Raw genomic sequence first — 12,484 nt, forward strand, 5'->3', positions numbered from 1 at the left:
CGGATCAGGACGTGTACCGGTCGACGGCCGGGGGAGTGGGCACGGTCGGCTCCACCTTGCCGAGGGTCGAGGTGTACGCCTTCTCCCAGCGCCCGTCCTTGTAAGCGGCCTCGAGCGTGTCGTTGATGAAGTTCCGGAACGCGTCGTCACCCTTCTTGAGGCCGATGCCGTAGGGCTCCTTCGTGAAGGTGCCACCCACCACCTTGAAGGCGTCAGGGTCCTTGTCGACGAGACCCAGCAGGATGCCCTTGTCCGTGGTGACCGCGTCGACCTGACCGTTCTTCAACGCGTCGGCGCACTTGCTGTACACATCGAACAGCACGAGCTGGGCGGTGGGCGCCACCCGGCGGATGTTCTCGGCCGGCGTGGATCCGCTGACCGAGCACACCTTCTTGCCGGCAAGGGTGTCCTTGCCGGTGATGTCGGTGTTGTTCTTCGAGACCATGATGGACTGGCCGGAGACGTAGTACGGCCCCGCGAAGTCGACGACCTTCTTTCGTTTGTCGTTGATTGTGTAGGTGGCCACCACGAGGTCGACCCGGCCCTGCTGGATGAAGGGTTCACGGTTGGCCGACACTGTCTCCACGTAGGAGACCTTGTCGCGCGGGATGCCCAGGGCATCCGTGACGATCTTCGAGATCTCGACGTCGAAGCCCTCGGGCTGGCCGCTGAGGTTCTTCAGCCCGAACAGGTTCTGGTCGAACTTCGTCCCGATGATGATCTTTCCGGCGTCGTGCAGCCGGGCCATGGTGGTGCCGGCGGTGAAGGTCACCGAGGGGGTGGGTGTCGAGGTGTCATCGCCGCTGCTCCCACAGGCACTCAGTCCGAGGGCGGCGAGCAGCGTCGCGCCGGCGAGGAGCGCGCCGCCGCGCCTGCGGCGGCGTTCGCGTGACATCCCGCCGGAGCTCCCGTTGGGATGCCCGGCGGCGGGGCGTCGCGTCCGGCTGAACGGTGTACGCATGACCGATCCTCTCGCAGTGCTCCGGACCGCGGGTCCGGAGCAGGTGATCTGGCGTCGGGTGGTGTGTGTCCCCCTGAGGAACTGCGTCCCTCTGGTGGTGCGTGCCTGCTGGTGGTGCGTGCCTGCTGGTGTGCCTCCGGGTGCCGGCGGCGCGGTGGGCGGTGGGCGGTGGGCGTGACCGGGTCGGGTCGRTGGAGGTTCAGTGCTGCAGGACCCGGGCCAGGAAGTCCCGGGCGCGCTCGGTCCGCGGCGCGGCGAAGAAACTCTCCGGCGGGGCGATCTCGAGGATGCRACCGTCCGCMATGAAGGCCACCCGGTCCGCGGCGGAGCGCGCGAATCCCATTTCGTGGGTGACGACGATCATGGTCATGCCGCTGGTGGCCAGCGACCTCATCACGTCCAGCACCTCGGAGATCATCTCTGGGTCGAGCGCCGAGGTCGGTTCGTCGAAGAGCATGAGCACGGGATCCATCGCCAGCGCCCTGGCGATGGCGGCGCGCTGCTGCTGGCCGCCGGAGAGCTGGCGGGGCAACCGGTCCGCCTTGTCGGCGATCCCCACGCGTTCCAGTAGTTCCTGGGCCCGGGCGCGGGCCTGCAAGCGGTTGTGCCCCAGGACCTTGACCGGTCCCAGGGTGACGTTCTCGAGCACCGTCTTGTGCGCGAAGAGGYTGAACGATTGGAACACCATTCCAACCCGTGATCGCATCCGGGCGAGCTCACGGCTCTCCGTGGGCAGGGGACGGCCCTCGAAGAGGATCCGGCCCTCGTCGATCGTTTCCAACCGGTTGACGCAGCGGCACAGGGTCGACTTCCCCGACCCCGAGGGCCCGATGATGATGACGACCTCGCCCGCCTCGACRGACAGGTCGACGTCGGCCAGGACCCGGTTGTCGCCGAACGACTTCCCGACGCCTTCCAGAGTCACCAAAGGCATGTCGACCTCCCGACACAATGGCGGTGTGGTGTTGGGCCGAGCGTCCCGGCGGCCTCATGATGGAACGGCCAGGCGCGCGGATCAGTCGTGGAGCCGACAGCTGGAGCGGTCGTCTCGCGCGGATTTCGGCGCACTGACGGGAACATTCGAGAATAGTATCCCTGCAGCTATGCAAATATATCGAGCGGGGTGTTGCCTGATATCTCGGGCGGTGTCCAGGCCGGGGTGGGGCGCCTCAGCTCCCGACGGGGAGGGTCCCGGCCCCGCAGGAGAGGCGGCCCGCGACGCGATCCCGTCCCCGCCGGACCCAGCCCAGACCCCAACCCAGCCCAGACCCCAACCCAGCCCAGACCCCAACCCAGCCCAGACCCCAACCCAGCCCAGACCCCAACCCAGACCCCAGACTCGACCCCGGACCCGGCTACGGCCCGGTGCACGCGCCGTAGGCTGGTCGGGTGAACGGCCGCAGCTACGAGGTCCGCACGTTCGGGTGCCAGATGAACGTCCACGACTCCGAACGGCTCTGTGGGCTGCTGGAATCCGCCGGCTACTCCCCGGTCGATCCCGGCGGCGAGGCGGATGTGGTCGTGTTCAACACCTGCGCGGTGCGGGAGAACGCCGACAACCGCCTGTACGGCAACCTCGGCCAGCTAGTCCCGGTGAAGAAGGGCCATCCGGGCATGCAGATCGCGGTCGGGGGCTGCCTCGCCCAGAAGGACCGGGCCGCGATCCTCGACCGGGCGCCCTGGGTTGACGTGGTCTTCGGCACGCACAACCTGCACCGACTGCCCGTGCTGCTGGAGCGCGCGCGGCACAACGCGGCGGCCCAGGTCGAGATCGCCGAGGCCCTGGAGGTCTTCCCGAGCTCCCTGCCGACCMGGCGGGCCAGCCATCACTCGGCCTGGGTCAGCATCAGCGTGGGATGTGACAACACCTGCACCTTCTGCATCGTCCCCAGCCTGCGTGGCCGCGAGCGTGACCGCCGGCCGGGCGACGTGCTCGCCGAGGTCGAGGCCCTGGTCGCGGAGGGCGCCCTGGAGATCACACTGCTGGGACAGAACGTCAACTCCTACGGGCGCTCGCTGGGCGATCCCGGTGCCTTCGCGAAGCTGCTGGCCGCCTGCGGTCGCGTCGACGGTCTCGAACGTGTCCGATTCACCTCACCGCATCCGCGCGACTTCACCGACGACGTCATCGAGGCCATGGCGACCACCTCGAACGTGTGCCACCAGCTGCACATGCCGTTGCAGTCCGGGTCGGACACCGTGCTGCGCCGCATGCGCCGCTCGTACCGTCGGGACCGTTTCCTCGGCATTGTCGAGCGGGTGCGGGCGGCCATGCCCGACGCGGCCATCACCACCGACATCATCGTCGGCTTCCCTGGCGAGACCGAGGCGGACTTCGCCGATACCCTCGACGTGGTGCGGGCGGCCCGGTTCTCCGGCGCCTTCACCTTCCAGTACTCGCCTCGCCCGGGCACCCCGGCAGCGACCATGGACGCCCAGGTGGACCGGGCGACCGTGGCCGACCGGTATACCCGGCTGGTGGCCCTGCAGGACGAGATCTCCTGGGCGGAGAACCGGGCCCTGGTCGGCCGGCGGGTCGAGGTGCTGGTCTCGGAGGGGGAGGGGCGCAAGGACGGCGCCACCGGCCGGATGTCCGGCCGGGCTCGGGACGGACGGCTCGTGCACTTCCGCGCGGACGAGGCCGCGAGCTCGTCCACCGGCTCGGGCCCGAGGGCGGGCGGCGCCGCGCCCGCGGTCGCGGTGGCGGTCGCGCCTACGGTGCGCCCGGGCGACGTCGTCGAGACGGTGGTGACGCGGGCAGCACCCCATCACCTCACCGCCGACGGCCCCCTGCGGTCCCACCGGGCGACCCGTGCGGGGGACGCGTGGGCGCTCGGGCGTGACGGTGACGGTGGCGGTGCGGCAGCCGCGCAGCAGCCGGCAGACGGACGGCCGATCGTCACCCTGGGCATCCCGTCCCTGCGGCCGTCCTCGCCCGATCCCGTCGGCCCGGCGTCGGCCGACGCGGCGTCGGCCGGCGCGGACGCCTGCTGTACTCCGGTACGTCGATGACCCTCGTCGCCGCCGCGGTCTGTCCTCATCCTCCGTTGCTGGTTCCCGAGGTCGGCCGTGGTGAGCCGGTCGAGGCGCGGGCCGTCGCGGTGGACGCGGTGCGCCTGCTGTGTGCCGCCGAGCCGGACACGATCGTGGTGGTGGGTGACGCGGCGACCGAGGTGTCCTACGGCCCCGCCGCGTCCGGGTCGCTGGCCGGCTTCGGGGTGGATCTCCGGGTGGATCTTGGCCCGACCGCGCCGGCCCCCGAGCCGTCGTCCGTCCTGTCGTCGCCCGCTCTACCGTTGTCGATCACGATCGGCGCCTGGCTGCTGGGCGTCGTCGGTTGGCCCGGCGCCCGCACCGCCGTCGGGGTGCCCGCGGAGATCTCCCCGGACGGGGCCGTCGCACTCGGATCGCGGCTGGTCGCGGGCTCCGCTCCGCAGGAGCGCCTCGCCCTGCTCGTGATGGGCGACGGCTCGGCCTGTCGCACGCTGAAGGCTCCCGGCGGGTTGGACCCACGGGCCGCGGCGTTCGACGCGACCGCCGCCGCGGCGCTGGCCGCAGGGGATCCGGCCGGCCTGCTCGCCTTGGACCCGGGGTTGGCCCGGGAGCTGCTCGCCGCGGGCCGGGCGTCCTGGCAGGTCCTGGCCGGCGCCCTGCTCGCCGCGACCCGGGACGGCCCGGGCCCGGCGTCCCCGGGCCCGGGGTCCCTGGGCCCGGGGTCATGGAACAGTGACCTCCGGTATGACGACGCGCCGTATGGTGTCGGCTATCTGGTTGCCCTCTGGACACGGGATGTTGCCGAGCGAGGATGAACGGGCAGGAGGAACCGCGCCGGGGACCGGTGGTGGCGGTCGTGGGGCCGACCGCCGGCGGCAAGAGTGACCTCGGCATCGAGATCGCGCTCGCCCTCGGCGGCGAGGTGGTGAACGCGGACTCGATGCAGCTCTACCGTGGGATGGACATCGGTACCGCCAAGGTTCCCGAGGCGGAGCGTCGCGGGGTGCCCCACCATCTGCTCGACGTGTGGGACGTGACGCATCCCGCGGACGTCGCGAGCTTCCAGGCGGACGCCCGCCGGATAATCGACGGCCTGCTCGCCGCCGGGCGCATTCCGGTGCTGGTCGGCGGTTCCGGGCTCTACGTCCGCGCGGTTCTTGACAATCTTGCCTTCCCGGGGACCGATCCGGGCGTCCGGGCGCGGTGGGAGGAGGAACTGGCCCGCGTCGGCGCCCCGGCGCTGCACGACCGGCTGGCCGCGCGGGCGCCGCAGGCCGCCGCGGCGATCCTGCCCAGCAACGGCCGGCGGATCGTGCGTGCCCTGGAGGTCGTCGAGCTCACCGGAACCTTCACGGCCACCCTGCCGGAGCACCGCTCGGTCTATGAGGTCGTGCAGATCGGCGTGGATCGCCCCGATCTCGACCAACGGATTGCGGACCGGGTGGAGAAAATGTGGGGTGCTGGTTTTCCTGACGAAGTGCGAAGGTTGGTGGAATGCGGCCTGCGGGAAGGCCGAACCGCGTCTCGCGCACTGGGATATGCCCAGGTTCTGGCCTGGTTCGACGGCGCAATGGACTCCGCCGAACAGGCCAAGCTCGCCACAATTACGGCGACGCGGCGCTTTGCCCGTCGACAAAGATCCTGGTTCCGGCGGGATAACCGGATAGCCTGGTTGGACCAACCAGATGTCACCCAGGTGCGACGGCTGGTGGGTTCGCTCTGACGGGTGATCGGCCGACCGGGTCGGGGTCGATCGGGCCGCCGCCAATGCGCGGCGTCGCCGGTGACCGGTGCGCGGCGGCCGGTCCMGCACGGCGTCTGGAGAGATCGATGTGACCGCGCCCACCTCTGATGCTGGTACCCCACCCGACGATGCTGGTACCCCACCCGACCTGACTCTCGTCCCCGCGCTCTATGCCGCCTTCGACGATGGTTCTCTGCGGCTGCACTTCCAACCGGAGGTCGACCTGCGCAACGGGTCGGTGCCGGGGATGGAGGCCCATCCGCGGTGGCTGCACCCGGAACGCGGGGTGCTGGGTCCGGCGGATTTCATGCCGATCGCCGCGGCCGCGGGCCTCGTCCATCAGGTGGACCAGTGGGTGCTGCGGATGGCCGTGACCGAGGCGCGCACCTGGCATCGGATGGCGGTCGGGACGCCGATCCGCCCGCCCCGGTTGTGGGTGAACATCGATGGCCGCCAGCTTGCCAGCCTCGCCTTCGCGGCCGAGGTCGACCGGCTCGTCTCGGGCCGGGTGCTGCCGGCCGGGGCGATCGGCCTTGAGTTCAGCGAGCAGACCCTCGGACTCGCCGCGCCGATGGTGCCCCGGTTGCTGACCCGGCTGCGTGCCCTCGGGGTGGCGATCGCCGTCGGGTCCTTCGGCACGTGGCTGGGCTCGTTGGCCGTGCTCGACCAGCTGCCGTTGAACCTCGTCAAGATCGACGGTCTGTTCCTGCGGGCGACGATGAAGGACCTCGAGGGTGAGGCCGTGCTCGCGGCCATCGTCCGGCTTGCCCACCAACGCGGCCTGCCCGTCGTCGCCGACGATGTCGACACCGCGCGCCTGGCGTCCCGGGTGGTGGATCTCGACTGCGATCGCGCCATCGGACCGGTGTTCTGTCCGCCGGTGCCGGTGGAGGACGCTCGGATGATCGCTCTCGGGCGAGGCCGGCCCGACCGCTGGTACAAGCCGTCGCATTCCGACGACCGGATGCGGGAGTGGGCGCGGGCCGCAGCCGGCTGACGCCGCCGCGGGAGCCCGGTCGTCAGGTGCCGAGCGGCATCCCCCGTACGATCGGCGACGTGCGGGACGAGCTGGAACTGCGATTCGTCAAGGGCCACGGGACGGGCAACGACTTCGTCCTGCTGCCGGATCCCGACGGGGACCTCGACCTCACCGCGGACCTGGTGCGCGCGCTGTGCGACCGACGGACCGGCATCGGGGGCGACGGGGTGCTGCGGGTGGTGCTCTGCGCCGCGGTTCCCGAGGCGGCCGGTCTGGCCGGCCGGGCGCGCTGGTTCATGGACTACCGCAATGCTGACGGTTCGGTTGCCGAGATGTGCGGTAACGGCGCCCGGGTGTTCGCCCGCTACCTCGTCGACGCCGGATACGCCCAGCCCGGACGGTTCCACGTCGCGACCCGCGCCGGGTTGCGGCTCGTCGAGGCCGCGGTGGACGGTGACGTCACGGTCGACATGGGACCGCCGCGGATCATCGACGGACCCGGGGCCCCGGTCACCGTCGCCGATCGTGACTTCACCGCGACCGCGGTCTCGATGGGTAATCCGCACGCGGTCTGCTTCGCCGGCGACCTGGACGTCGCCGGGCTGCGTCGGCTCGACCTGACCCGACCACCGTCCTTCTCCCCGGTTGACTTCCCGGACGGGGTGAATGTGGAGATCGTCGTCGACCGGCCGGCTGGGGTGGCGATGCGGGTGTTCGAACGTGGGGTCGGGGAGACCGCGTCCTGCGGCACCGGTGCCTGCGCGGTCGCGGTGGCCTGGGCGGCCCGGCGAGGTGCCCGGCCGGCGGGTGCGCCGGTCGAGGTCGAGGTGGATGTGCCCGGCGGCGGCCTGGTCGTGATCTGGCAGCCGGAGACCGTGCTGTTGCGAGGGCCCGCCGAGCTGGTCTTCGACGGCGTGCTGCGCCGTGCGGAGGCCCACGACCCGGTCGGGTGAGGTGTCCGTTTCCTGCAAGACCCGGCCCGCCTRCCTGCCCTACGGTGCCCTCATGCCACCATCGTTCACCCTGACCGGTGTGATCGTCGCTGATATGGCCCGGTCCCTGGCGTTCTACCGCCGGCTCGGCCTCGACCTGCCCGCCGGGGCCGACGCCCAGCCGCACGTCGAGGTGCAGCTGCCCGGCGGTCCGCGCCTCGCGTTCGACAGCGAGGCGACCATCCGATCCTTTGATCCGCGCTGGTCGGCGGGTACCGGCTCGCCGCGGGTCGGGCTGGCCTTCGCCTGCGACACGCCGGACGAGGTCGACGAGGTCTACGCCGACCTCGTCGGCGCCGGTCACGCCGGCCACCTTCCGCCCTGGGACGCCTTCTGGGGCCAGCGGTACGCGGTCGTGCTCGATCCAGACGGCAACCACGTCGACCTCTACGCCCCACTGCCCGTAGCGGCCGCGACATCCGCGACATCCGACACCGAGACGTCCAGCTCGTCCTGAACGTTGACATTTCGGATGAGGTGAGTCGGCGGAACTCCGGCGAGCGCGCGTACCTCCCGGGCGAGGTGCGCCTGGTCGGCGTAGCCGGCCTCGGCCGCCACGACCGCGAACGGGATGCCGGCCCGCGCCGCGTGCAGGGCGTCCTGCATCCGGAGGATCCTGGCGAGCGTCTTCGGGCCATATCCGAAGACACGCCGGCAGCGACGCAGCAGCTGGCGTTCGCTCAGCCCGACTGTGCGCGCGAGGTCGTCCACAGGCGCCCGGGCGCGGGCACCCGCCAGAACGGCGGGAACCAACCGGTCCACGAGCGCCGGGTGAACGGGCCGGGCGGCGATCGACGACTCGAATGCGACCAGGGGATCAGCGGCCATGGCGAGCCGCTCGGCGAGTCGCTGCGCCGGTCCGTCGCCCCACAGGTCGGCGAGCGGGACGCGTTGGTCGCGCAGTTCGTCCGCGGCCACTCCGAGGTGGGATGGTCCAGAGCCCGAGTCGAAGCGGAGCCCGACGTGCCGCACGCCTGGTGCCCAGCGCACCAGCTTCGCCGCCGTGTCCGGCCCCGCGACGATCAGATTGGCGTCGGAACTCCAGATGATGTCCATGCATCCGTCCGGCAACACTCGCCGACTGCCCACCACACCTGTGCGCTCGGTGCGCTCGGTGCGGTCCGAGGGTCCGGTGCGGTCCGGATGCCGGTCCGCCGTCGTCCGCGTGGTGTCCGGGGGGTGTCCAGGGGGAGTCGGGCGGCCCGAGCTGTCCCAGATCGTCGCGGCGAGGCGGTGGGCCCGTCTTTCGTGGTACTCGTGGTACACGTCGCAGAGGCTACGTCGGCGGGGCGGCAAAACGGTTCGCGATCGACGTGGTGACGTGGGACCCTGGTTGGCGACGGGATTCGCCGGGAAACGAGGGGGAGGCGCGCCACGAGTGCGGCAGGGTCTTCCGGTCCRGCGGATCCTCCTCGGGCCACCGGGTCGTGGGGCCCGGCCGGAGCAAGCGGCACGGAATGATCGCGGAATGGTGCGGTAGCGGGCCGCGTTGAGAACGGATGGTATGACACTTCCTGCTGACGCCTTCGATGCGTCCACTCTCGACAGATCCCTCATCAAGCTGACCGAAGCCGATTCGTCTTACCTGCCGAACTTCTTCGACGATTCTGGGGACGGTTTCGACCTGGAGGATCGCGCCGCGTTGCGGCGGGTTCCCGGTCTCGCCACCGMGCTCGACGACGTCACCGAGGTCGAGTACCGGCAGCTGCGGCTGGAGCGTGTCGTCCTCATCGGCGTATGGACGTCGGGTTCCCCGCGGTCGGCCGAGAGCTCCATGGCGGAGCTCGCGGCGCTCGCCACGACCGCCGGTTCGGTGGTGCTCGACGCGCTCGTGCAGCGTCGCGACCGGCCGGATGCCGCGACTTACGTCGGTTCGGGCAAGGCCCGCGAGCTCGCCGAGGTCGTCGCGGCGACCGGCGCGGACACGGTGGTCTGCGATGGCGAGCTCACCCCGGGTCAGCTGCGGCAGCTGGAGGAGGTCGTCAAAGTAAAGGTCATCGACCGGACGGCCCTCATCCTGGACATCTTCGCCCAGCACGCGACCTCTCGCGAGGGCAAGGCCCAGGTCGAGCTCGCGCAGTTGCAGTACATGCTGCCCCGGCTGCGTGGGTGGGGTGAGTCGATGTCGCGGGCCGCGGCCAGTGGCGGCGGCCGGGCGCCCATCGGTACCCGTGGTCCCGGTGAGACGAAGATCGAGACCGATCGTCGGCGGCTGCGGGCCAGGATGGCGCGGTTGCGCCGCGAGCTCGCCGCGATGACGACCGTGCGGGAGACCAAGCGTTCCGCCCGGCGGCGGGGTGAGGTCCCCAGCGTGGCGATCGCCGGTTACACCAACGCCGGTAAGTCGTCGCTGCTCAACCGGCTGACCGGCGCGGGTGTCCTGGTCGAGGACGCRCTGTTCGCCACCCTTGATCCGACCGTGCGGCGGGCGACCCTGCCGGACGGCCGGGCCTTCACCCTGACCGACACCGTCGGATTCGTCCGGCATCTGCCGCATCAGATCGTCGAGGCGTTCCGCTCGACGCTGGAAGAGGTCGCCGATGCCGATCTCATCCTGCACGTTGTGGACGGATCATCGCCGGAGCCGGCCGCGCAGATCTCCGCCGTGCGCGAGGTTCTCAACGACATCGACGCGGGCGGCGTTCCCGAGCTGATCGTCGTCAACAAGGTGGACGCCGTGGAGCCGACGGTCGTCGCGGGGTTGCGCCAGCTCGCCCCGGACGCCGTGTTCGTCTCGGCACGCACGRGCGAGGGGCTGGCCGCGCTGGTCGACGCGCTCTGTGCCCGGGTGCCGCATCCCGACGTGGAGATGCGCGTRCTCGTGCCCTACACCCGGGGCGACTTGGTCTCCCGGGTGCACGCGAACGGCGAGGTGCTCACGATGGAGCACACCGAGACCGGTACCCGGCTGTCCGCCCGGGTTTCCTCGGGACTCGCGGCGGAGCTGCACGCCTACCGGGCCTGAGCCCAGGAGCGATCAGACGCGAGGCAACCCGGCCGGCCGCCCGCCGGGCGGCCGGCCGATCCACATCAAACCCTGCGGAGCACAGCCACGATCCGGCCGAGGATGGTCGCATCCTCACCGGGGATGTCGGCGAAGGCCGAGTTCTCCGGATGTAGCCAGATCTTGCCGTCCCGAACCCGCAGACGCTTGACCGTCGCCTCCCCGTCGATCATTGCGGCGACGATCTCCCCGTTGTCCGCGACCGGCTGCTGGCGGACGACCACCCAGTCACCGTCGCAGATCGCCGCGTTGATCATCGAGTCGCCGACGACCCGGAGCAGGAACAGAGTGCCCTCGCCGACGATCTCCCTGGGTAGCGGGAAGACGTCCTCGACCGCCTGCTCGGCCAGGATCGGGCCACCGGCGGCGATCCGGCCCAGCACCGGCACGTAGGCCGCGTCCGACTTGCTTCCTTCGGTGGTGCCCGGCGCCGCCTCACCGACGATGGGAATCGTGCCCGCCACCGTCGTCGCGCCCGCGCCCACATCCGCGCGTTGCCGGGGGTGCTCGACGGTCAGCACCTCCATCGCTCTCGGGCGGTTCGGGTCCYGCCGCAGGTAGCCCTTCTCCTCGAGCACCTTGAGCTGGTGAGCCACACTACTGGTGCTGGTGAGGCCGACCGCCTCACCGATCTCCCGCACGCTGGGCGGATATCCGCGCCGCTCCACCGCGGCCCGGATGACCTCCAGCACCCTGCGCTGCCGGGGGGTCAGGCCCGCGTCCGTGGGGCCTTCGGGAAAGGCTCGCACGTTGCCGCGGGTTCCGCCCCGGCGCGTACCCCTGCCTTGGCTAGTCATCGCTTACCGCTCTCCTCGTCGCGTTTTTCTTCCGCCGTGCGGCCACCGGCCGGCCGGCGACCGCACGGCGGACCGTCCCGCTCCGGAAGCGGTCACCCACCGACTCGCCGCCGTCCGTGACCGGGGGAAACCGCCCGGTTCACACCCGACCGACTCGACGGTAACCGGCGGGTCGCAGAATCTCAAACGTCTGTTCGAGCGTGTCCCTGGCGGTTTCCGGTTCCCGATGCGACAATCGACCACGCGTTCGATCGAACGAAGGTTCGATCTTCGGTGTTCGGTGTCGTCGGAACGGGAGGGTGCCGTGGGATCCGCACACAGGGCGCGGGTCGTCGACCTGTCGATGGCCAGGGACCGGGTGGGTCATCGGCCGCCGGGTCGCCCGCCCGCACCCCCGCCGGGTCGCCCGCCCGCACCCCCGCCGCTCCGGCTGACCCGGCGGGGTCGGGTGGTGGTGGTATCGATCGTCGTGGCGGTCGTCGTGGCGGTAGCAATCATGATCATGCCTGGGGTGTCGATTGCCGGGCCGGATACCGCGGAGGCGCCGCGGCACCATCTGGTCATGCCGGGGGAGACGCTGTGGGAGGTGGCAGTGGCGCTCGACGAGAGCGCCGACACCCGGGTCATGGTGGACCGGCTGATGCGGCTGAACCACCTGCGGTCACCACTGATCGCCCCGGGCCAGTCGTTACTCCTTCCCTGACGCCCGGCTTCCCGGGTCCACGAGTGTCTCGGCGCAGGGTTCTCGCGCACCGTCGTCTTTCGTCCACGTGCGGTGCCACGTGCGATGCGGACCACACGGACCATACGGGGGTGCTGTCCTCATCTCTGGGGCCGTGCGCTACCTTGGACACAACATCTGGTGCTTACCGGGGTGTAAGTCATCCACAGGTTGTTCCACAGGTCTTCCGCGGGGAGCTGGCGGTCCATCCACAAGGTGGTCTGTCCGGCGTGGATGCCGGGTCCTCAACGGTGTCCCTCATCCCCGGTCCGGGGCGGTCGGCTCCGGCGCG

General features: G+C 71.0%; 12 protein-coding genes. 8 read left to right on the forward strand and 4 right to left on the reverse strand.

The window, feature by feature from the left end; genetic code table 11:
* Window positions 1–4: 4 nt before the first annotated feature.
* Window positions 5–961, reverse strand: a complete 957-nt coding sequence (locus tag Manayef4_RS05255) for a glutamate ABC transporter substrate-binding protein (RefSeq protein ID WP_082456635.1) — start codon at window positions 959–961, stop codon at window positions 5–7.
* 199 nt (window positions 962–1,160) lie between these two features.
* Window positions 1,161–1,895 (reverse strand): amino acid ABC transporter ATP-binding protein, encoded by a 735-nt coding sequence (locus Manayef4_RS05260; protein ID WP_070130839.1) that lies wholly within the window; start codon window positions 1,893–1,895, stop codon window positions 1,161–1,163.
* A gap of 455 nt (window positions 1,896–2,350) precedes the next feature.
* Here Manayef4_RS05260 and miaB point away from each other — a divergent pair, with 455 nt between their 5' ends.
* The 6 genes from miaB to Manayef4_RS05290 all read left to right on the forward strand — a co-directional run bounded on the left by miaB (window position 2,351) and on the right by Manayef4_RS05290 (window position 8,127).
* Entirely contained in the window at window positions 2,351–3,973 is a 1,623-nt protein-coding gene (gene miaB / locus Manayef4_RS05265) for a tRNA (N6-isopentenyl adenosine(37)-C2)-methylthiotransferase MiaB (protein WP_011437896.1), read from the forward strand.
* Window positions 3,970–4,770 (forward strand): class III extradiol dioxygenase subunit B-like domain-containing protein, encoded by an 801-nt coding sequence (locus Manayef4_RS05270; protein WP_011437895.1) that lies wholly within the window; start codon window positions 3,970–3,972, stop codon window positions 4,768–4,770. The genes miaB and Manayef4_RS05270 overlap by 4 nt, the downstream gene beginning before the upstream one ends.
* Entirely contained in the window at window positions 4,767–5,678 is a 912-nt protein-coding gene (miaA, locus tag Manayef4_RS05275; RefSeq protein ID WP_023840375.1) for a tRNA (adenosine(37)-N6)-dimethylallyltransferase MiaA, read from the forward strand. The genes Manayef4_RS05270 and miaA overlap by 4 nt, the downstream gene beginning before the upstream one ends.
* A 109-nt stretch (window positions 5,679–5,787) precedes the next feature.
* The gene (locus Manayef4_RS05280) at window positions 5,788–6,696 is read left to right on the forward strand and encodes an EAL domain-containing protein (RefSeq protein ID WP_011437893.1); all 909 of its coding nucleotides are present in this window, start codon (window positions 5,788–5,790) and stop codon (window positions 6,694–6,696) included.
* Between the two features lie 59 nt (window positions 6,697–6,755).
* Window positions 6,756–7,631 (forward strand): diaminopimelate epimerase, encoded by an 876-nt coding sequence (gene dapF / locus Manayef4_RS05285; RefSeq protein ID WP_035941213.1) that lies wholly within the window; start codon window positions 6,756–6,758, stop codon window positions 7,629–7,631.
* Window positions 7,632–7,683: 52 nt separating this feature from the next.
* On the forward strand, window positions 7,684–8,127 hold the full coding sequence (locus Manayef4_RS05290; protein WP_049761117.1) for a VOC family protein: 444 nt from the start codon (window positions 7,684–7,686) through the stop codon (window positions 8,125–8,127).
* Here the strand turns inward: Manayef4_RS05290 and Manayef4_RS05295 are convergent.
* The gene (locus tag Manayef4_RS05295) at window positions 8,058–8,936 is read right to left on the reverse strand and encodes a helix-turn-helix domain-containing protein (protein ID WP_011437890.1); all 879 of its coding nucleotides are present in this window, start codon (window positions 8,934–8,936) and stop codon (window positions 8,058–8,060) included. The two genes, Manayef4_RS05290 and Manayef4_RS05295, sit on opposite strands and share 70 nt — an antisense overlap.
* 238 nt (window positions 8,937–9,174) lie before the next feature.
* On the opposite strand from Manayef4_RS05295, the gene hflX reads away from it, so the two are divergent.
* Entirely contained in the window at window positions 9,175–10,635 is a 1,461-nt protein-coding gene (gene hflX / locus Manayef4_RS05300) for a GTPase HflX (RefSeq protein ID WP_070130840.1), read from the forward strand.
* A gap of 65 nt (window positions 10,636–10,700) precedes the next feature.
* Here hflX and lexA read toward each other — a convergent pair whose 3' ends face one another.
* Window positions 10,701–11,471, reverse strand: coding sequence for a transcriptional repressor LexA (gene lexA / locus Manayef4_RS05305; RefSeq protein ID WP_070130841.1), 771 nt, complete (start codon window positions 11,469–11,471; stop codon window positions 10,701–10,703).
* Window positions 11,472–11,775: 304 nt separating this feature from the next.
* Here lexA and Manayef4_RS05310 point away from each other — a divergent pair, with 304 nt between their 5' ends.
* Entirely contained in the window at window positions 11,776–12,174 is a 399-nt protein-coding gene (locus Manayef4_RS05310) for a LysM peptidoglycan-binding domain-containing protein (RefSeq protein WP_035909704.1), read from the forward strand.
* Window positions 12,175–12,484 lie beyond the last annotated feature (310 nt).

The organism is Frankia sp. CgMI4 (genome assembly GCF_001756285.1).
In the GTDB taxonomy this organism is placed as follows: Bacteria; Actinomycetota; Actinomycetes; order Frankiales; family Frankiaceae; genus Frankia; species Frankia casuarinae.